This window comes from Carnobacterium viridans (assembly GCF_900102725.1).
GTDB classification, from domain to species: Bacteria; Bacillota; Bacilli; order Lactobacillales; family Carnobacteriaceae; genus Carnobacterium_B; species Carnobacterium_B viridans.
In genome coordinates, this window is record NZ_FNJW01000008.1 from 1,431,773 (window position 1) to 1,450,424 (window position 18,652).

General features: G+C 35.5%; 18 protein-coding genes and 2 pseudogenes. 5 read left to right on the forward strand and 15 right to left on the reverse strand.

Annotated elements, in window-relative coordinates; all coding sequences use genetic code 11:
• The first annotated feature begins 164 nt into the window (after positions 1-164).
• Positions 165-719, forward strand: a complete 555-nt coding sequence (locus tag BLT48_RS08335) for a GNAT family N-acetyltransferase (protein WP_035020766.1) — start codon at positions 165-167, stop codon at positions 717-719.
• 315 nt (positions 720-1,034) lie between these two features.
• Here the strand turns inward: BLT48_RS08335 and BLT48_RS08340 are convergent, their stop codons facing one another.
• From BLT48_RS08340 to BLT48_RS08380, 8 genes and pseudogenes are all read right to left on the reverse strand, one after another.
• Positions 1,035-2,897 (reverse strand): heavy metal translocating P-type ATPase, encoded by a 1,863-nt coding sequence (locus BLT48_RS08340; RefSeq protein WP_089977198.1) that lies wholly within the window; start codon positions 2,895-2,897, stop codon positions 1,035-1,037.
• 319 nt (positions 2,898-3,216) lie between these two features.
• The gene (locus BLT48_RS08350; protein ID WP_003125439.1) at positions 3,217-3,450 is read right to left on the reverse strand and encodes a heavy-metal-associated domain-containing protein; all 234 of its coding nucleotides are present in this window, start codon (positions 3,448-3,450) and stop codon (positions 3,217-3,219) included.
• A 146-nt stretch (positions 3,451-3,596) separates the two neighbouring features.
• Positions 3,597-4,451, reverse strand: coding sequence for a prolipoprotein diacylglyceryl transferase (gene lgt, locus BLT48_RS08355; RefSeq protein ID WP_089977201.1), 855 nt, complete (start codon positions 4,449-4,451; stop codon positions 3,597-3,599).
• Complete coding sequence (locus tag BLT48_RS08360; RefSeq protein ID WP_003102891.1) at positions 4,436-4,774, reverse strand: hypothetical protein; 339 nt, start codon at positions 4,772-4,774, stop codon at positions 4,436-4,438. Before BLT48_RS08360 ends, lgt (BLT48_RS08355) begins: the two co-directional genes overlap by 16 nt.
• 228 nt (positions 4,775-5,002) lie before the next feature.
• Complete coding sequence (locus BLT48_RS08365; RefSeq protein WP_089977205.1) at positions 5,003-5,710, reverse strand: Crp/Fnr family transcriptional regulator; 708 nt, start codon at positions 5,708-5,710, stop codon at positions 5,003-5,005.
• A 184-nt stretch (positions 5,711-5,894) separates the two neighbouring features.
• Positions 5,895-6,467, reverse strand: coding sequence for a Dps family protein (locus BLT48_RS08370; protein WP_089977208.1), 573 nt, complete (start codon positions 6,465-6,467; stop codon positions 5,895-5,897).
• A 459-nt stretch (positions 6,468-6,926) separates the two neighbouring features.
• Positions 6,927-7,885 (reverse strand): annotated as a pseudogene (locus BLT48_RS08375) (IS30 family transposase).
• A gap of 490 nt (positions 7,886-8,375) precedes the next feature.
• A pseudogene (locus BLT48_RS08380) lies at positions 8,376-8,656 on the reverse strand (tyrosine-type recombinase/integrase); the annotation flags it as partial.
• 82 nt (positions 8,657-8,738) lie between these two features.
• Between BLT48_RS08380 and BLT48_RS08385 the strand changes: the two are divergent.
• A complete protein-coding gene (locus BLT48_RS08385) occupies positions 8,739-9,269 on the forward strand; it encodes a hypothetical protein (RefSeq protein WP_089977211.1) in 531 nt (176 codons plus the stop codon).
• A gap of 381 nt (positions 9,270-9,650) precedes the next feature.
• On the opposite strand, the gene BLT48_RS13880 is transcribed toward BLT48_RS08385, so the two are convergent.
• From BLT48_RS13880 to BLT48_RS08400, 4 genes are all read right to left on the reverse strand, one after another.
• Positions 9,651-9,821: a hypothetical protein gene (locus tag BLT48_RS13880; protein ID WP_176944104.1), complete on the reverse strand. Its 171-nt coding sequence runs from the start codon at positions 9,819-9,821 to the stop codon at positions 9,651-9,653.
• A gap of 144 nt (positions 9,822-9,965) precedes the next feature.
• Positions 9,966-10,409: a hypothetical protein gene (locus tag BLT48_RS08390; RefSeq protein ID WP_035020780.1), complete on the reverse strand. Its 444-nt coding sequence runs from the start codon at positions 10,407-10,409 to the stop codon at positions 9,966-9,968.
• A gap of 2 nt (positions 10,410-10,411) precedes the next feature.
• Positions 10,412-10,609, reverse strand: coding sequence for a helix-turn-helix transcriptional regulator (locus BLT48_RS08395; protein WP_035020782.1), 198 nt, complete (start codon positions 10,607-10,609; stop codon positions 10,412-10,414).
• Between the two features lie 152 nt (positions 10,610-10,761).
• Positions 10,762-11,940, reverse strand: a complete 1,179-nt coding sequence (locus tag BLT48_RS08400; RefSeq protein ID WP_035019968.1) for an IS256-like element ISEf1 family transposase — start codon at positions 11,938-11,940, stop codon at positions 10,762-10,764.
• Positions 11,941-12,227: 287 nt separating this feature from the next.
• Here BLT48_RS08400 and BLT48_RS08405 point away from each other — a divergent pair, with 287 nt between their 5' ends.
• The 3 genes from BLT48_RS08405 to BLT48_RS08415 are packed head-to-tail and all read left to right on the forward strand — an operon-like array spanning position 12,228 to position 15,873.
• The gene (locus BLT48_RS08405) at positions 12,228-13,748 is read left to right on the forward strand and encodes a multicopper oxidase family protein (protein ID WP_089977215.1); all 1,521 of its coding nucleotides are present in this window, start codon (positions 12,228-12,230) and stop codon (positions 13,746-13,748) included.
• Between the two features lie 45 nt (positions 13,749-13,793).
• The gene (locus BLT48_RS08410; RefSeq protein WP_089977218.1) at positions 13,794-14,495 is read left to right on the forward strand and encodes a response regulator transcription factor; all 702 of its coding nucleotides are present in this window, start codon (positions 13,794-13,796) and stop codon (positions 14,493-14,495) included.
• Entirely contained in the window at positions 14,479-15,873 is a 1,395-nt protein-coding gene (locus BLT48_RS08415) for a sensor histidine kinase (RefSeq protein WP_023176458.1), read from the forward strand. The genes BLT48_RS08410 and BLT48_RS08415 overlap by 17 nt, the downstream gene beginning before the upstream one ends.
• Before the next feature lie 170 nt (positions 15,874-16,043).
• Here BLT48_RS08415 and BLT48_RS08420 read toward each other — a convergent pair whose 3' ends face one another.
• The 3 genes from BLT48_RS08420 to lgt (BLT48_RS08430) form a co-directional block, all read right to left on the reverse strand.
• On the reverse strand, positions 16,044-17,252 hold the full coding sequence (locus tag BLT48_RS08420; RefSeq protein WP_089977221.1) for a YncE family protein: 1,209 nt from the start codon (positions 17,250-17,252) through the stop codon (positions 16,044-16,046).
• 272 nt (positions 17,253-17,524) lie between these two features.
• Positions 17,525-17,722 (reverse strand): SHOCT domain-containing protein, encoded by a 198-nt coding sequence (locus tag BLT48_RS08425; RefSeq protein ID WP_244885816.1) that lies wholly within the window; start codon positions 17,720-17,722, stop codon positions 17,525-17,527.
• A 62-nt stretch (positions 17,723-17,784) separates the two neighbouring features.
• Positions 17,785-18,651, reverse strand: coding sequence for a prolipoprotein diacylglyceryl transferase (gene lgt, locus BLT48_RS08430; protein WP_089977227.1), 867 nt, complete (start codon positions 18,649-18,651; stop codon positions 17,785-17,787).
• Position 18,652: the final 1 nt, after the last annotated feature.

The window sequence follows — 18,652 nt, forward strand, 5'->3', positions numbered from 1 at the left end:
GAAGAGATGCTATACTAATAATCAATAGTTTTGTCATTATTCGTTTATATTTCATATTTCTTATACTAATATTTAAATTTATTTCTCAAGTATTTTTGAGTTTTTTATCTTATAATTAAATAATATATTTTTCATTTTACCAACTTTTAAATAGGAGGAAAACTATGAAACATAAAGGAACGCAGTCATTAGAATCACATCGTTTGATTTTAAGGAAATTTAAGTTGGAAGATACAGATATGATGTATCAAAACTGGTCAAGAGATGAACAGGTAACAAAATTTTTAACTTGGCCTACTCATAAAAATGTTCAAGAAACCCATTCTCTATTAGAATATTGGATTTCAGAATACATAGAACCAGAAACATACAGATGGTGCATTTCTTTAAAAGATAATAAGGAGCCAATTGGCAGTATTAGCGTCGTTTCATTCAACCCTAAAGTAGATTCTTTAGAAATTGGTTACTGTATTGGTCGAGACTACTGGAACCAAGGTTTTACAACCGAAGCAGTTCAAACAGTAGTGGATTTCTTGTTTTCACAAGTTTCTATTAATCGTATTGAAGCGCATGTCGATCCACGAAATATAGGATCTGGATCAGTATTAGTAAAGTCTAGTTTTAGATACACTGGTTTAAGAAGACAAGTAGCAGTTAATAATATGGGTATATGTGATGTCATTACATATGAAATCTTAAAAGAAGATTATATAAATTAAAAAAGGCACTACTGCTTTTTAGCAGAAATGCTTTTTTTCTCAATACATGATTCTATCCAATTTCATGTGTTACAACTTAATAGGAATTTAAATTTTATTATTAGATTTTTTAATCATTTACACGAAAATTAATTTTATAAAGAGCATACTCTATACTCTTATTTTTTTTTCAAGAACTCAAAAAAGCGGAAACTCCCAGAATTTTAAATCTGGGAGTTTCCGCTTTTGTCATTTCAAGGATGGACTATTGTCTCAGCCTCTTCTAATTTATTCTTAAGATATTTTTACTGTCTCTGCAGGTGCTGATACTTCTTTTTATTCTTTTCGACCTTTCAACTTATACTTCATTAATCTCATGGCATTGAAAATTACCACCAGGATACTACCTTCATGAACCAACATTCCGATAGACATATTCATCCATTCGCTGAAGAAGACGCTGGTCAACAAGACCAACACTACTCCAATTGAAATCGCGATATTTTGTTTCATATTATTTGCGGTGGCTTTTACTATTCCTAATGCGTGAGGCAAGTTGCTGAAGTTCGAGTTCATTAAAACGACATCGGATGTTTCAATCGCTACGTCCGTTCCGCTTCCCATTGCGATGCCAATGTCTGCTAAAGCTAAGGACGGACTATCGTTAACGCCATCTCCAACAAAGGCTACAATTTGACCACGTTGTTGAAGTTTTCCGATATAAGCCGATTTGTCTTCCGGCAACATGTGGCCGTGAGCTTCGGTCAAACCAAGTTCGCCGGCGACCACATCAACGGTTCCTTGGTTATCTCCTGAAAGAACGACTAGATTTTTCACGCCCAAGTCTTTTAATTCCTGCAAATTAGCTTTCACACCCGGACGGACTTGATCGCGAATGCCCATCAGTACTTTTAATTCACCGTCGACCGCTGTCAAAACGAGAGAGTTCCCTTGTTGTTCAAACCGTTTGACATCTTTTTGCACTTTTTTGCTGAGAGTGACCTTTTCTTTTTCCATCAAGGCCACATTCCCAACAGCCACTCTATGTCCAGCTACACTTGAAACGATTCCGCCGCCTTTCACGACTTCAGTTCCTTCAACAGGATAAAAGTTTGTTTCTCCAATTTGATTTAAGACCGCTTTTGCTAATGGATGATCTGATTCCCGTTCCACACTGGCCAGATAGCCAAGCGTTTCAGCAGAATCTTTTTCATACAGTTCAGTCGCTGCAACGGTTGGGTTTCCGACAGTTAAAGTACCTGTCTTATCAAATACAATTGTATCCACATTGCTGAAGTCTTGAATGACTTCACTCCCTTTTAAAAGAACACCGTTACGAGCACCATTCCCAATACCGGCAACGTTTGAGACAGGCACTCCGATAACTAATGCGCCTGGGCAACCTAGAACCAAGATGGTGATTGCTAACTCAATATTTTGACTGAACGCCCATACAACAATTGCCAGAACCAAGACAGCTGGTGTGTAGTATTTAGAAAAGCGATCAATGAACCGTTCCGCTTCGGATTTAGAATCTTGTGCTTCTTCCACGAGTTCAATAATTTTTCCAAATGTGGTGTCCTCACCAACTCGGTCAGCTCTGATTTGAATCGTTCCGTTTTCTAAAATGGTTCCTGCAAAAACTTCTGCATCAGCTAGCTTGTTGACCGGAACAGCTTCACCTGTAATGCTAGCTTCATTGATATGCCCTTCACCCGTAAGGACTGTGCCATCTACTGGAACTTTCGCACCCGTTTTAACGAGCAAGATATCCCCTTCATCTACATCATCCACTTCTACTTCTTCAAATTCGCCATTATCCATTTGTTTCAAGGCGCTTTCGGGTGCCATTTCAGTCAATTCTTTGATAGCAGATCGCGTTTGGTTCAATGTTCGTTGTTCCAAGTAGTGTCCGAATAAGAATAAGAACGTGACAATAGCCGATTCTTCATAATTTTGAATAAAAAGCGCACCAATCGCTGCAATACTGACTAAGACATCAATACTGATGACTTTGACTTTCATTGCTTGAAACGCTTGAATGGCAATTGGCGTAATCCCAAAGACAGAGGCGATGATCAAAGACCACTCTGAAAGTCCTACGTTTTCTAAAACAAAGTGACTGAAGAAACCGAGTGCGATTAACAATCCACTGATGACGGTGATAACATTTTTCTTGCTTAATATATATTGTTGCATGCTTTTTCCCTCCAAATTTAATTTCTCTTTTATTGATAAACACAGTATAAGATAATTGCCTAAGTAATTAATTGACTGACATCAAGTTTTGAAAAAATACGTGTCCCTTTTCACTATTTTTTTGATCTAACAGCCTCAATGACACTTATTCCTCTTTACAGTTATAACGATACCTTCTTTTTATCGAATAAAAATTGACGGCTATCAAGTTTAGAAAGTTCTCTTTTATCGTTTCTAAGCACCTCGAATCGGATTGCAACAAAAAAGCAATCCCGGAAAAATAGCTTTTCTTCCAGAATTGCCTAGTTCATTTAATCTGTTAAGCGGCCTTGACTTTTGCTTTAAGGACCGGATAGCCTACGTTTTCGATAGCTTTTTGAATCTCTTCAATCGAAGTGACAGCTGAATCAAAATTGGTTTTGACTTTGCTGGAGTTGAATAACACTTTAATGCTGTCTTTATCAATACCGTTAACTGATTTCAAGGCACCTTCAATTTTTTGCATACAACTTGGACAAGACAACGTTTCTAATTGCAATATAGCTTTTTCCATAATTCCTATCTCCTTTATGTGTTTTTATTTTATCGGCAGCAGATTAATGAACACTGCCTTTTCCTCTTTACAACTGTAGTATAGCTCACTTTTAGCAAACGAAAATTGACGCATATCAAGTTTTGCACTTCTTTTTATCTTTTTGCTCAATTCACCATCTTAATAGTCTTTTTCTGCCCCTTATTGCCATCAGAATAATAAGAAATTGGTGGATAGTCTTGTCTGCGTATAAACCATACTACAATCGCGCCAATAAACAGGGCCAGAGACAAGGCTTGCGAAACGCGGATCCACTCGCCAATCCATAAACTGTCCGTTCGCATACCTTCAATGAAGAACCGACCCACTGAGTACCACAAAACGTAACTCAAAGCGACTTCTCCTTGACGCAAAAGCTGTTTTCGGTTCCGTATAGTGACGATGAGGACAAAGCCCAACAAACTCCACAATGACTCGTATAAAAAAGTCGGATGGTAGTAGGTACCATTGATATTCATTTGTTCAATGATAAATTCAGGTAAATAAAGATTTTCCAAGAATTGACGAGTAACCGGTCCACCATGAGCTTCCTGATTCATAAAATTGCCCCAACGACCAATGGACTGGGCTAACAATACATTGGGCGCTAAAATATCAAGAACGAGTGCCAAAGAAGTACCTTTTTTCTTTGCATACCAATATAGCGTACCCCCTCCTGCAATCAATCCCCCATAAATCGCAATGCCGCCATTCCAAATCGCAAGGATTTGTCCTGGATTTTGCAGATAATAACCAAGTTCAAATAACACATAATAAAGCCGAGCGCCGAGGAATCCAATCGGAATTGCCCATAAGGCCATATCGATAATGGTATCCTCTTCCAGTCCTTTTTTCTTTGCTTCCTTGGTGCTCAACTGGAGAGCCGCTAATATGCCCGCTGCAATAATGACTCCATACCAATGAATCACAACAGAACCAATCTCCACCGCATGGGGATTCAAAACGCCTAATACGAATTCCATTCTATTTGCTCCATTTCTTCAATTTTTCGCGTCATTCTAGTCATGGTGATGCTGAACAAGATTCCGGCTAAGCTCCATGGAAACCAAACAGTGAATACACTTTTATCTCCCTGGTCACTCGCTTCGTAATACGCCACTTTTCCGTGTCCGATTACGCCGGCTCCTTTTACAACTTCCTCTTCTTTTTCCATAGCTAACCTATCTGCCTCAACAACGTTAGACGTTTTTGCTTCGCCGCCAATCGTGTTCTTGGTGAAAGGGACGACAAAGAATGCACCCGCTGCTGACAACGTGATGGCAACTATCACCCAAAAATAATGCACATTCACCCCTACTTATTTTTACGTTTTGTTCGACAACCCTATCTTAAAGAAAAATAAAACAAAAAAACTTGAGGGTTATCATGTTTGTGCTTTTATTTTTCCAATGAATGAAGGTCGTTCTGTCTTAAAAAAGCCAAAAACGGACAGATGGAAGCAAAAGCACTGAGTTCTGTCCCGTTGTTAATGAAGAGCGACAGAACATCAACGTGTAGAAAAAAGTGTGTCCGATTATTCGCTGTAAAGCAATAAATCATCTAAATCCTGAATCTTGATCCTTTTCCCAGACAGCTGTTGAATCAATCCCTCGTCCTCCAATTCTCCAAATTTGCGACTGATGGTCTCAGGTGTCGTTCCTAAATAGGAAGCAATGTCCTTTTTTGCCATCGGCAGGGTGATGGTGGGAGAGTTGCCTATTTCAGGTTCCACATTTTCTGCCAAAAACAAAACTAAACGGGTAATGACACTCTCCACGGCTACTTGTGCGGTTTGACGTTCGGAGCTTTCTAACCGCTGCGACATCTCTCCTAGCAGCTTTAACGAAATTGCAGGATACTCTTTTAGAAACTCTTGTACATCCTGTTGTTGAATCATGCAGACAGACGTATCTCGAGTAGCTTCTGCGTATTCCTCGTGCACAGCATCAGGATTGAACAACGTCCATTCTCCCGTAAAGTCACCCGGATTCAAAATACGAACTAGTTGCTCTTTGCCAGAATCAGACAAGCGATAGATGCGGACTTTTCCGCGATTCACAATATACAAGGCATCATCTTTTTCTTGCGAGCGAAACAGAAACTCCCCTTTTTGATAGTGATTCGTGTGAGCTTTTCCAGCGATGCGATCCATCGAGCTTTCCTCCAAATGATTGAATATCGGGACTAAGCGGATACAAGCTGAGTGGTCTCCTGCTGCATGTGGTTGGGTGTATTGAGTCAATTCGTTCTTCCCCTTTATCAGTTTATTGTCCTTTTTTTAACTTTCCTATATTTAGTATAAAGGCCCCCTACCTCAAAAAAATTGACGCTCATCAAGAAAAGTCTTTTTAACGGCAAAAAAATAGGAGCTGGAAAGAGTCCCAACCCCAAAATCTTTAATTTTTAAATGTATGTTTACGAAAAACCTAATCTTCATCCTCATCAAACGCATCGTCGTCTTCCAATGCTTCTTTACCAATGAACGCTTGCAGCATCCAAATGTTCTTGTCTAAGTCATTTTTAAAAGCAATCAATGTATCTTCTAAAGCATCGTCACCCTCGTCTTGAGCTAAACGAATCGCGCGAATAGTTAGGTCACGAGTGCTTCTGAAGTCCTCGATAATATTTTCAACCATGTCTTCTGCTTTAGCGTATTTATTAACTGCATCTTCCGAAAGCATCGAATATTTTTCAAATTCAACCGTTGTCGAAGCAGGTTTATGCCCAGAAGTAATTAGACGCTCCGCAAGTTTGTCGAACCATTTTTCATTTTCGTTATACAACTCTTCAAATTTTTCATGCAACGTAAAGAAATTGGCTCCTTTTACATACCAGTGATATTGGTGCAGTTTCACATGTAATGTATGCATGTTGCCTAAAAGATGATCCGCAATGGCCGCTGCATTAATTTTCGTATGATGAACATGTTCCTTGTGTTCTTGTTCTGCTTGCAATCTTTCTTGGGGTGTTCTTTCTTGAGTAGCTTTATTTTCAGTCATGATTTATTCCTCCTATAATTTTGGTTTGTTTAAAATAGCTTTCTTTGATTCCTCCTTTTTCTTTACTGAATTTAGTATAGGATAGATTTCCGTTAAAAAAATTGACGCTCATCAAGAAAAGTATTTCTTAATAGACGCCAGGCTTCTCTATTAAATTCAACTGAAATAATCAAAGGAATGAAGTCGTTCCCTCCAAACAAAAATTTCATTAAAGTAGGGCCTAAAAAAAGAATAGCAACTATACTTTGTCAAGAGACCTGACTGCTATTTTTTTGCTTGTTATTCTTCAATTACCAAATGTCTTGCCTTGCAGTATATTTAATGCTCTTTCTCACTAGTGTTGCATGCAACACTAGTGAGAAAGAGTATTAATAAGATTAACCTAGACGAATAACTTTACTTTATTTATGTCATACCATAAATAAAAATTGAAAAGAATTTTTTTATTTATCTGATTTGTCAAATTAAGCTAGACAGAACGTCTTCACTCATGTAACTCAAAAATACTTCCAATGGTGTTTGATAATTCAATGACTTTCTGGGAATAGTATTTCTCTTATTTGCAACGGATGAAACAAACAATTGGTCGACTTGATTAAAATCCATTTCTTTTGGTAATCCATCTTTTCGGAGGAGACCGTTAGAATTTTCGTTTAAAGCGCGTTGTGAAGGTGTTCCAGGATCCGCAAAATAAATGGCGATATCGTGGTGGTTGCATAGCGATTTCCAGTTAGAAAATTCTTTTCCACAATCAAAGGTGATAGAACGGAATAAGTTTCTTGGAATACCGTGAAACCAGTGATTCATGGCTGTTTCAATGTCGCTGGCCTTTCGTCCATTGGGTTTCAAAGTAATAATGACTTTAGATAGACGTTCCACTAAAGTGATAACAGCACTCTTATGGTGGACACCTACAATGGTGTCGCCTTCGATATGGCCAAATTCTTCTTTAAACTGGGGATAATCTTTTTCTCTTTCTGTGATATTCCGCTTGAAAGATTGTTTTCCCCGACGTTCTTTATGACCATTTGGTTTTCTTTTCCCTTTCATTGGAAGTGTGGTTTCATCAAAGATTTTTTCTTTGAACTGGCGGTAAAGAGTACGAACGGAACACGCAACAGGCTCTTCCGCCCGACCAATAATGACGTCAGGAGTCCAACCTTGAGTGACTTTCTTTTTGATATAGGCCTGTTATTTCTTTGAAAGCACGATTTTGCGACGTCCACAACCTTCTTGTTTTCCTTGTACTGTTGGAAGTACTCAAGTGCCGTATGCCCTGCTTTCAAGAAGTTAATGACGTTGTAAATGGGTGTTCGCGTTCGTTTTAAATAAGCGGCTATTTTCGCAACTGGGATATTTTTGTGGTAATAAGACTCTATCATCACCAATTCATCCGTGGTAAGATGGGTGTGGGTCATTCGTGATCACTCCTATGTCTTCTTTAGTCGGAATTACATTTTGAGTGTACCACGAATGGCTTTTTTGTTTGTCTAGCTTAATTCTACAATCGGCGATCTATTAAAGCTAATAGTTACATAATAGAGAGGAAGTAAATATTTATGAAGAAAAAACATTGTTATTTATTGCCATAATAGGTTTAATAGTATTTATATACCCAAATAATAAAGTTAATGCTTCAGAAAATAATGCACCTGCAGAAGATATAACAGAAACTATAATAGAGAACACTGAATAAAATTTACCGATTTTTTCTATGGACCAAATAAATACTATGTCCGAAGAAGAGCTACCTGAAAATTTTTTAGTGAAAGAAGATTAAACTCCTAAACTGAGAAGTGCGTCTCTAGGATATCAAAAATGGAGCAAAGTGAGCACCACAAGACTGAATACAAATGTCTACATAGCTTGACATCCATCTTTTAAAGGATGTACTAAAGGTACACTTTAGAGCTTAGCGGCCTTTTGAAACATCTGATAGAACGTATTCACTTCTACATGTCCTCCCTTGGTGCTGGGAAACAAGTAATCCTCTGGTGCTAAGTCTTTCGTGTACTCTAAAATTAAGTCCTGCAGATTACTCAAATACAAAATACGCGTCTTTCCCGTTTTCTTTTCGACAATTCGAGGATTTTAGAGGAAATCAAGTCTTGTTTCTTTAATTTGACAATATTAGACATGCGTAACCCACTGTTAATGCCAATCAAAAACAGAAAAACATCCTGATCCGCGTATTTATCTAATTTCACGTATTGAGATTCTTTAAAGAAACAATATATAATAAAAGATAACCCAGTAAGGAGATAAGAAATTATGAAAAATAAATTCAAACTAATTTTATTTTTAGTCGTTATCGTTATCATTGTATTAAGTTTATACATATCATCTAAAGATTTATTAGTTAATCTAATAACAAAAAATGAAATATCTGGAGAAGTAGAGTATGTTTCTATTTATTCACATGGAAGTAACAAGAAAACAGAGGCGTTTAAAAGCGAAGATTTTGAGCTATATACCGCAGATTCAACTAGCTTTACATCATATATTTCTAACAGTAAAGTTCTTAATAAGATAAATAAAATTGTACTTACAGATTCTTCAGGAAATATTGTAGATAATGATGAAATAATTACAGGGATTTTTCAATCAGCAGAACAAATAGAACATGAAATTTGGGAATTCCAAATTTTCAAAGTTTTGGATGCTTATTTTGTTTTAGTCAAATTAAATGTAAATTGGCAATCCCCTTGCGACTTTTATGAGTACGATATAACTAATAAAGAATTAAAACTTATGCATAGGTTTGATGATATTGACGTTTTAGGTTTATCCTTATCACGTTAAATGAATCTTTACGTAAGTGTCTATTTAGATTTTATCCAGAATAGATATTTACAAGGTATCAATCGAATTGTTTTTTTTGCTGTCTATTATAAAGTCGCTTAATATATTTAGGTTTATTGGCTAAAATAGTCTTGTATTGTTTTCCCTGGCGTTTTAAAAAAAGCTTTCTAATCCTACAAGTAGACCATTTCTAGAGATAAAAGCGCTGAAGATTATAACGAAAGAAAGTACAACTCCAGTAGGAATAGTAGTCTCAAAAAGTAGATAAAAAGTTATAACCAGGTAAATGATTGTAAAAGCTGTTCTTTTAACTAATATCATCCTAAATAACTCCCTTTATAAAAATTATCATACCTATAATGCTAACTTTCTCAATTTCAATCAAGCTCTATCTTTTTTTTTAGCGTTAACATAAGTAAACCAACAGCCTAGTAATACAAAAAATAGCATAACTAGATTATCTACTAACTCCGTAAAACCTATAGTACTTCTTAAAGTGATTGCAACAATTATTAATACTATTACACCAACAATCTGTTTCTTAGTTCTCATAAAACAACTCCTTCTATAAATGATTATAATTGCCTATTCGCCTATAGCATAGCGTTTAATGATAAATAGAAAAGAAGTCTTAATTTGATAAAGCTCTAGATACACGAATTTATCCAATTCATGTATTGCTACTTTACTAAATATTCACCCATCTTTTCTATCCCTTCTTTCATCTATTTTATTTCTTACAAAATACGTTATTGGAATAGACACAAACATGAGACTTGAAAATAATTGAATAATGCCTCTATTTATATTTCCGTTTATTATTATTTCTTCAGGCTGAAATAAGAAAGTTTGATACGTCCCATATAAACCGAATAATCCTGCAAGTAAAAGCAACCAAGAAGAATCTTTTTTATTCTCATTTTTACGAAAGTAGGCATTATGATAGACACTTATATTTGTAAAAACAATGGCGACTATAAATAGTATGCTTAACATTTCTAGTTCCTTGGTAGCACCCCATTGAAAATTAAAAAATAAGCCAAGGATATAATTTAGTGCTAATAGAATAATTAAAGTATTAAACGAATAATAGCCATATTTATATCTCATTAATTTTTGGTATTCATCATATTGTTTCATTTTCATTCCTCCCAAAATAAATCATTTAATGTTAGATCAAATTCTTTACAAATTTCTCTACACAAATTGATTGTCGGATTGTAATCTCCTCTTTCAATGGCACTGATTGTTTGTCTAGTAACATTAACAGCATCTGCCAATTGCTGTTGAGACATATCATTCTTTGCTCGTGCTGCCTTTAACTTTAAATTCTTAGCCATATTATCCCTCCTAATATGACAAATATATTTTACATTAAGTAAACTATATCACATATCCTAAATAACACAATAGTTTTAATAGTTCAGCATTTTTTTTTTTGGGAGCGTCAATAATTTTGTGTAAATAAATCGTCCTTCTGCAAAATAATTAGTTACTCAGTAAACATTGAAACTAATGTATCGGTTACTTGTTGGAAACCTTTATGGCTTCTGTTTAGAAATTTTTGATTGTATGTATCAAAAATGCTGACTAGAAAGCGTTCTAGTGATTCTTCATTTTGAAACTGCTCTTTTCTGCGGCTGTACTTTTTAATTTGCTTATTGAAAGACTCGATTAGATTGGTTGAGTAAATGGTTCTACGAATACTGGGTGGAAACTCATAAAAAGTCAATAAATCCTGGTTTTCTATGAGTGACTGCGTCACTTTAGGATAGTTTTTCTTCCATTTCTCAATCATACAGGATAAGAATGTATTCGCTTCTTCCTTTGAGTTAGCTTGATAAACAGCCTTAAAGTCATCACAGATTTCTTTTCGGTCTTTGACACGTACTTTATGAGCAATATTACGAGATACATGGATACAACAATGCTGATATTTTGCTTTAGGATAAATTTGTTGGATGGTATCTTTCATGCCTTTTAAGCCATCCGTAATAAAAAGCAAGACTTCTTGAACTCCTCTGGAGTTAATATCCTGTAGCAGCTCATTCCAAACGTATGTTGATTCAGTCGGAGCAATCGCATAACTCAGTACTTCTTTAGTGCCGTCTTCTCGTATACCAATGGCAATATAAATCGCTTCTTTGGATACGGTTTGGCGTTTTAATGGAATATAAGTAGCGTCCATAAAAATAGCGACATACTTATCATTTAAGGCTCTGGATTTAAAGGCGTTTACTTCTTCAGTCAGAACTTTAGTCATATTGGACATGGTTTGTGGAGTATAGTGATGCCCATACATTTTTTCGATTAAATCAGCAATTTCAGACATCGTAACACCTTTTTCGAATAAATGGATAATAGTGGTTTCCAATGTATCGTTTGTTCTTTTGTAGGCTGGTAAAGTTTGTTGTTTAAACTCACCATTACGATCTCTAGGTATTTCCAATGTTAATTCACCATATTCGGTTTTGATTGATCGAAAGTAAGAACCGTTTCTCGAATTACCTGAATTAAAACCAGTGCGATCATATTTTTCGTAATCTAAAAAAGCCGTTAATTCAGTCCGTAGGAGTGTGTTTATCGCTTTTTCTAAGTGCGAACGGAATAATTCATTTAAATCGCCTTTAGTGACTAGAGTTTGCACAATTTCTGTAGTAAAATCATTCATAGGGAAGTCCTCTTTTCTGTGAATTGGTTGTCGTTAACTTTATTCTACAGAAGGGACTTCCTTTTTTGTATGGATTTTTTCATTTACACAAAATATTTTACACTCTCTTAGTTTAATTTGACATACGAAAAAGTATGAATCATTCTGCTATAGATAATTACTGATTTTTCAACAATTATTTTATTTATAAGGTGATTTTTTTATATGAACGTTGATCCCCCTCCATAGTTTCTCCATAAATTTGGGTTATACTAATACTGAATACAACGGTATTAGGAGGAAGTAAAATGAAAAAGAATACACTTATTACCCTATTAATAGTTTCTTTGATTTTATTAATAGTTGTATCCATTACTTTAATTCTAACCTATAACAAAACAAATTTTTCCTTAAACGATGATAATGAGGAACAAATAGGAATGTTCAATAATGAAACAAATTCTATGATGGGAAATGGTCAGATGGAATCAAATAATAGTATTGACATCATTAATAATTCTCAGGTACAGAATAAACTCAAGTTACCTCAACTTTTGGAAAGTGACCAAGAAACTTCAACAGATGTTTTTTATACTATAACAACTCAATCAGGAACAACCGCATTCAAAGATGGAAGTTTAACAGAAACGTATGGGTATAACGGTTCCTATCTCGGTCCTATCATACGTATTCACAAAGGTCAGAATGTACATCTTACTACCATCAATAAATTGAAAGAAAATACTTCTTTTCATTGGCATGGTTTAAAAATACCCTCAAATGTTGACGGTGGCCCCCATAGTCCTATCAAACCAAATGGAACAGCCACCGTTGATTTCACAGTAATGCAAGAAGCTGCTACGTTATGGTTTCATCCCCATCCTGAAGGTCGTACTGGTGAACAAGTCTACAATGGATTGGCTGGATTAATTTATGTTGAAGACGAAAACTCTGATTCATTGGATCTTCCCAAAGATTATGGTATGAATGATTTTCCAATCATTGTTCAAGACCGTTTTTTTGACGAAGACAACCAATTTAATTATCAAGACATCCGAAATGTGGATGGTACACAAGGAGATACTCTGTTAGTAAATGGAACAATCAATCCTTATATAGAGGTAAAAAATGAACAAATAAGGTTGCGTCTTGTCAATGGTTCGAATGCACGTAATTATCAGTTTAACCTATCGAGTAAGGAAAAATTTTATCAAATCGCTTCTGACGGAGGTTTTCTGAATGAACCGGTACAGATGGATACTCTTCAATTAGTTCCTGGAGAAAGAGCTGAAATTGTAGTCGATTTAAGTGACTATAAAAATGGAACTATCGTGCAATTAATGGACGGAAATGCTGAAGTCCTTTCCATAAAGGTTGTGGAAGAAATAAATTCTGAGGTTGGATCATTACCGAAAACTTTAAATGCTATTTCAAATGATTTTGATAAAGTTTCTGTTCCAGATAAAAAAATTACCTTCAGCGGTATGGGAAATATGGTTGCTATTAATGGAAAACAGTTTGACATGGATCGGATGGATCTACAGGCAAAAACAGGTACCACAGAAATATGGGAAATAAATAATTTAAATGATATGATGGGTGGGATGATACATCCTTTCCATTTACATGGCGTTCAGTTCAAAGTATTAGACCGGAATGGAAAAATTACACCTGCAAACGAACAAGGATGGAAAGATACGATAGCATTATATCCTGGAGAAAAAGTTCAGATTGAAGTTGAATTTTCAAAAAAGGGGATTTTCATGTACCACTGTCATATTCTTGAACATGAGGACAACGGAATGATGGGACAAATAATTGTAGAATAAAAAATTTAAAACCTGTTACAGACAAATTAATGGAGGCAAGGGATTTTGAAAATATTAATTGTAGATGACGAACCAAAAATATTGGATATTGTGGAAGCTTATCTCACTATAAAAAGGTTTCAAGTATTCCGTGCTTCTAACGGAACGGAAGCAATGGAAAAATTTGAATTGGTGCAGCCAAATTTAATCGTGCTGGATCTCATGTTACCCGATATATCCGGTACAGTTATTTGCCAAAAAATAAGAAAAACTTCTGACGTACCCATCATTATGCTGACTGCGAAGTCTACAGAAAATGATATTCTAAACGGTCTACAGATTGGGGCTGATGACTATATAGTAAAACCATTCAGTCCTAAAGAATTGGTTGCACGTGTAGAAACCGTCTTGCGTCGATCGGACTCGTCTGTTGTAACAGAAACTAAGTGGTCATTTGATAAAGGAAATTTGGTAATCTATCCTGAAAATAAACAGGTTTTTAAAAATCAGAATGAAGTCATCTTAACACCTACTGAATTTGAACTATTGACACTATTTGCTTCCTATCCAAAAAAAATATTTTCTCGAGAACAATTATTAGAAAACGTGAAAGGACTTGAGTTTGACGTTCTTGATCGTATCATTGATTCTCATATTAAAAACTTGCGACAAAAAATTGAGGATAACACAAGACAGCCCTATTTCATCCTAACAGTTTACGGCATGGGTTATCGATTTGGTGGGAAAAAAGATGAATCGTACAATTAAGTGGCAGTTTATATTTTCATTTGTTTCTATCTCGTTCATTATAATTGGCGCATTTAGTATCATGACGTTAAGTCTAATGGATAATCACTTTGCTAAATATGTTGCCGAGAGACAAGAGTCTGAAATAGGAGAATATACCACTAGTTTAGAGAGAATTTATGAAGAGAATGAAGGATGGCCAAATACTGCTGATTTTGAATCTATCGGTTTAGAGTCGTTACACAATTTAATTATATTGAAGGTATATGACAATGAAAAAAATTTACTCTGGGATCCTGCTTCTTCAGATGAGTTGGGGAATAAACAGAAAATGCAAGATAACGCTTCCTATATGGATAAAATAATGGGCGAGATGGAGCATGACTATGTAGAAAAAACGGTTCCTTTATTTAATGGCGAACAAAAAATTGGAGAAGCTCTCATCAGTTATATGGGTCCCACTGCGTATTCAGAACATGATGCTTTATTTATTGCAGATATGAAGAATAATCTTATTATAGTAGCCATTGTAGCTTTAATTCTTTCTATCTTTTTTGCTGCTTTGGTTGCTAAAAAGATAAGTGGACCTATAGTGAGAGTAAAGGATTTTACAAGAGAAATTGCTAAAGGAGATTACACAAGTTTATCTCCTGAAAAAACTGATATCAAGGAACTAGATGAACTCATTTCATCTGTAAATGCTCTTTCTGTTCAACTTGAGAATCAACAAGATATCAGAAACCAATTATCTTCCGATATCGCTCATGAGATTAGAACTCCATTGACAACACTAAAAGGAAGTCTGGAAGCTATGATAGATGGAATATGGGAAATAACAGATGACCGACTTCAAAGTTGTTATGATGAGGTGAACCGTATTACCCGCCTTATAGGAAGCATTGATAAAATTAATGAAATTGAAAGTCATCAGGATAGTTTAAACAAAACATCTTTCGATTTATATGCTCTCGCGGAAAATATATCTTCTAATTTTGAAGCTCTTTTTGTTAAGAAAAATATTTATTATGCATTAAATGGGGATCCTCTATTCATTACCGCTGATAAGGACAAAATAAGTCAAGTCATTACAAATCTTTTATCCAATGCTGTTAAATTTACACCCCCAGAAGGAATAATAACGCTAAAAATTAGCAACGAAAAAAATCAAGCTTTATTGACTATCGCAGATACGGGAGAAGGAATTCACCCAAAAGAAATTAATCGTATTTTTGAAAGGTTTTATATGTCTGATCTTTCAAGAAATAGTTTTCTAGGCGGGCAAGGAATTGGCTTATCTATCGTAAAAAGTATCATAAAGGCTCATCATGGCAACATAACAGTCAAAAGTGATTATGGAAAAGGTTCTACATTTACCGTTATTCTTCCTGTCAAAAGATAGTAATCATCAAAAAAAGCGGTTCACTTTTATGTAAAGTGAACCGCTTTTTCAGCTTCATGCTAAAGTTTTTCATTTAATTTAGGCCTAATTAAGATTTTTAAACGTTAGAATAATTTATCTCTTTTCAGAAATCATTAAGTTGATTTTTTAGTTTAACTTAGCACTAATAATCATTTCAGAGTAATCCCATTTGGTGTTTCACCAACCTCAACCGTGGCAATAACTTCACTAGTCTCATTCTCAATAACACTGACCGTATCATCGAATGCATTCGTGACAAAGGTGTATTGATCATCTTCACTAATGACAACTCCATGTGCACCGCTACCCACTTCGATTGTTTCGACCACTTCATTACTATTTAAATCAACCTTTGAAACGGTATTGGAAGGATTCTCTTCGGTACCTTCATTTGCCACAAATACATATTGATCATCATGTTGAACAAACAACTGGATAGGACCATTTCCAACTGCTACTTTCTCAACTTTATTGGTTGTCAGATCAACGATTGCTAACGCATTTTCTCCATTTAATGTTACTAAGAGCGTTTGTCCATCTGAGGTGATACCAGTTGTAGCTGGAGTACTGCCAACAGTTATTCTATTAATTTCTTCCATACTTTCTAAATCAAGGACGCTTACAGTGTCTTCACCCATATTGGCAACGTAAGCCGTTTTTCCGTCTTCAGCGATTCTAAAACCGTGTGGACCTTCGCCTGTTGGGATTGTTTCAACCACTTCATAAGTAGATACATCAATGACTGAAACAGTGTTCTCTCCATTATTGGAAACTGCTGCATAGTTGCCATCGTTAGTGAAAACGATATGAGCAGGGTGACTCCCTACTTCAACTTCTGCAAGTTTTTCACCTGTTTCAGCATCATAAAAAGCTGCAATACCTTTTTCATCGTCACTTTCATTACTCATACTAGTATCATTATCTTCGTCGTGCTCCATCTCCATACTTTCATCACTCATACTGGTATCACTATTTTCGTCGTGTTCCATCTCCATACTTTCACTACTATCTGCACTGTCTTCAGCATGTCCCTCGCTGGGAACAATTGTTACACCAATGACTTTTTCATCAGGTGAAATTTGTACATTATGTGCGGATCCATCGATGGCAATCGTATCCACAACTTCGTGCGTTTGAGCATCTACTTTTGTAACACTTCCAGTATCGGAAGTGTAATAGGCTTCTGTTTGTTCCTTATTTCCTTTTTTAGAACTCGATTGAGACTCACTAGTTTCTTGTGACGTTGATACAATTTCTTGTTGAGAAGAATTTTGACTACTTGTTGAATCTTCTTGACCACAAGCTGCCAGCAAGAGACCCACTGACGACAATAGTGCTAAAGTGATTCTTTTTTTCATTTTAATATCTCCTTTTTATTACATACTTTTTACTTTTTGTACTATTTTTATTGATCTACAATTGCCTGAATTATTCATAATTTTTCCGTAGGTTTCTGAAAAGATTGTGGCACTGTCATTTCATCACGAAAAGGACAAAATATTCTGGCAGGAACCCTTTTGTCCAAAATCGGGAGTTAATAAAGAATATACAATCCCTATTTTTGAACTATGAATAATTCAGGCTAATAACAGGTATTTACTTCATCAAATAGTCTTTATTTATAACCATACTATTGTAGATGTTTCTTTCTTTCCAAATAGTCTTCCTCAGAGATATTTCCTTTCGCATATTCTTTCTGAAGAAGTTCTAAAGGTGTTTCTCTATTAGAACTTTGATTCGGTTGATTGAAAAATAATTTCCCAATCAGAAACACTACCACAACCAACAATAGAATCCAAAAAAATCCCATAAACATCATAGTTCCCATTCCTCCTCTATAAAAAAAATTTAGACATTCAGACATGGCTATTCCTTCTTTCCTTCTCTTTATTAAATTTTTTCATCTGATTCAATTTTTTTACTAGTTTTTAGATCAGTCATTCCTTCTAGATAATAGAGTTTTGAAGGATAATCTTGTCTACGGAGATACCATATAAGGATGGATCCTATGAATAGGACAATAGACAAAGCCTGTGAAACACGCAGGAAGTCACCAATCCATAGACTATCCGTTCTCATGCCTTCAATAAAGAACCTTCCAGTTGAGTACCAAAGCACGTAACTTAACGCTACTTCCCCTTGTCGTAACAACTGTTTACGATTCCGTAGAATGATAATGATCACAAATCCTAATAGGCTCCATAATGACTCGTACAAAAATGTCGGGTGGTAATAAGTACCATTAATATTCATTTGTTCAATGATAAATTCAGGCAAATAGAGATTTTCCAAAAATTGACGGCTGACGGGTCCCCCATGTGCCTCCTGATTCATAAAGTTTCCCCATCGACCAATAGATTGAGCCAGTAGCACACTAGGTGCTAAGATATCTAACAGAAGAGCTAAAGCAATTCCTTTTTTCTTTGTATACCAATATACGGTAAGTCCACCTGCAATCAAGCCACCATAAATCGCAATTCCACCATTCCAGATGGCTATGATTTCGCCTGGATTTTGCAGGTAATAATCCCATTCAAATAAAACATAGTAGAGACGGGCACCTACGAAACCAATCGGAATGGCCCATAGAGCTATATCAATAATGGTATCTTCTTTAAGCCCTCTTTTTTTTGCTTCTCTTGTAGCTAAAGAAATAGCTACAAATATTGCTACAGCAATGATAATACCATACCAGTAGACCCGAAACGGTCCAACTGAGATAGCAATAGGATCAATTTTACCAAGTAGTCCATTCATT

What these genes read in the sequence shown, in the direction of transcription:
- BLT48_RS08370 (WP_089977208.1), bottom strand. Translation starts at nt 6,467, where the DNA reads ATGACTGAAAATAAAGCTACTCAAGAAAGAACACCCCAAGAAAGATTG.
- lgt (WP_089977201.1), bottom strand. Translation starts at nt 4,451, where the DNA reads ATGGAATTCGTATTAGGCGTTTTGAATCCCCATGCGGTGGAGATTGGT.
- BLT48_RS08405 (WP_089977215.1), top strand. Translation starts at nt 12,228, where the DNA reads ATGAAAAAGAATACACTTATTACCCTATTAATAGTTTCTTTGATTTTA.
- BLT48_RS13880 (WP_176944104.1), bottom strand. Translation starts at nt 9,821, where the DNA reads ATGAGAACTAAGAAACAGATTGTTGGTGTAATAGTATTAATAATTGTT.
- BLT48_RS08425 (WP_244885816.1), bottom strand. Translation starts at nt 17,722, where the DNA reads ATGGGAACTATGATGTTTATGGGATTTTTTTGGATTCTATTGTTGGTT.
- BLT48_RS08390 (WP_035020780.1), bottom strand. Translation starts at nt 10,409, where the DNA reads ATGAAACAATATGATGAATACCAAAAATTAATGAGATATAAATATGGC.
- BLT48_RS08340 (WP_089977198.1), bottom strand. Translation starts at nt 2,897, where the DNA reads ATGCAACAATATATATTAAGCAAGAAAAATGTTATCACCGTCATCAGT.
- lgt (WP_089977227.1), bottom strand. Translation starts at nt 18,651, where the DNA reads ATGAATGGACTACTTGGTAAAATTGATCCTATTGCTATCTCAGTTGGA.
- BLT48_RS08400 (WP_035019968.1), bottom strand. Translation starts at nt 11,940, where the DNA reads ATGAATGATTTTACTACAGAAATTGTGCAAACTCTAGTCACTAAAGGC.
- BLT48_RS08335 (WP_035020766.1), top strand. Translation starts at nt 165, where the DNA reads ATGAAACATAAAGGAACGCAGTCATTAGAATCACATCGTTTGATTTTA.
- BLT48_RS08385 (WP_089977211.1), top strand. Translation starts at nt 8,739, where the DNA reads ATGAAAAATAAATTCAAACTAATTTTATTTTTAGTCGTTATCGTTATC.
- BLT48_RS08350 (WP_003125439.1), bottom strand. Translation starts at nt 3,450, where the DNA reads ATGGAAAAAGCTATATTGCAATTAGAAACGTTGTCTTGTCCAAGTTGT.
- BLT48_RS08395 (WP_035020782.1), bottom strand. Translation starts at nt 10,609, where the DNA reads ATGGCTAAGAATTTAAAGTTAAAGGCAGCACGAGCAAAGAATGATATG.
- BLT48_RS08420 (WP_089977221.1), bottom strand. Translation starts at nt 17,252, where the DNA reads ATGAAAAAAAGAATCACTTTAGCACTATTGTCGTCAGTGGGTCTCTTG.
- BLT48_RS08415 (WP_023176458.1), top strand. Translation starts at nt 14,479, where the DNA reads ATGAATCGTACAATTAAGTGGCAGTTTATATTTTCATTTGTTTCTATC.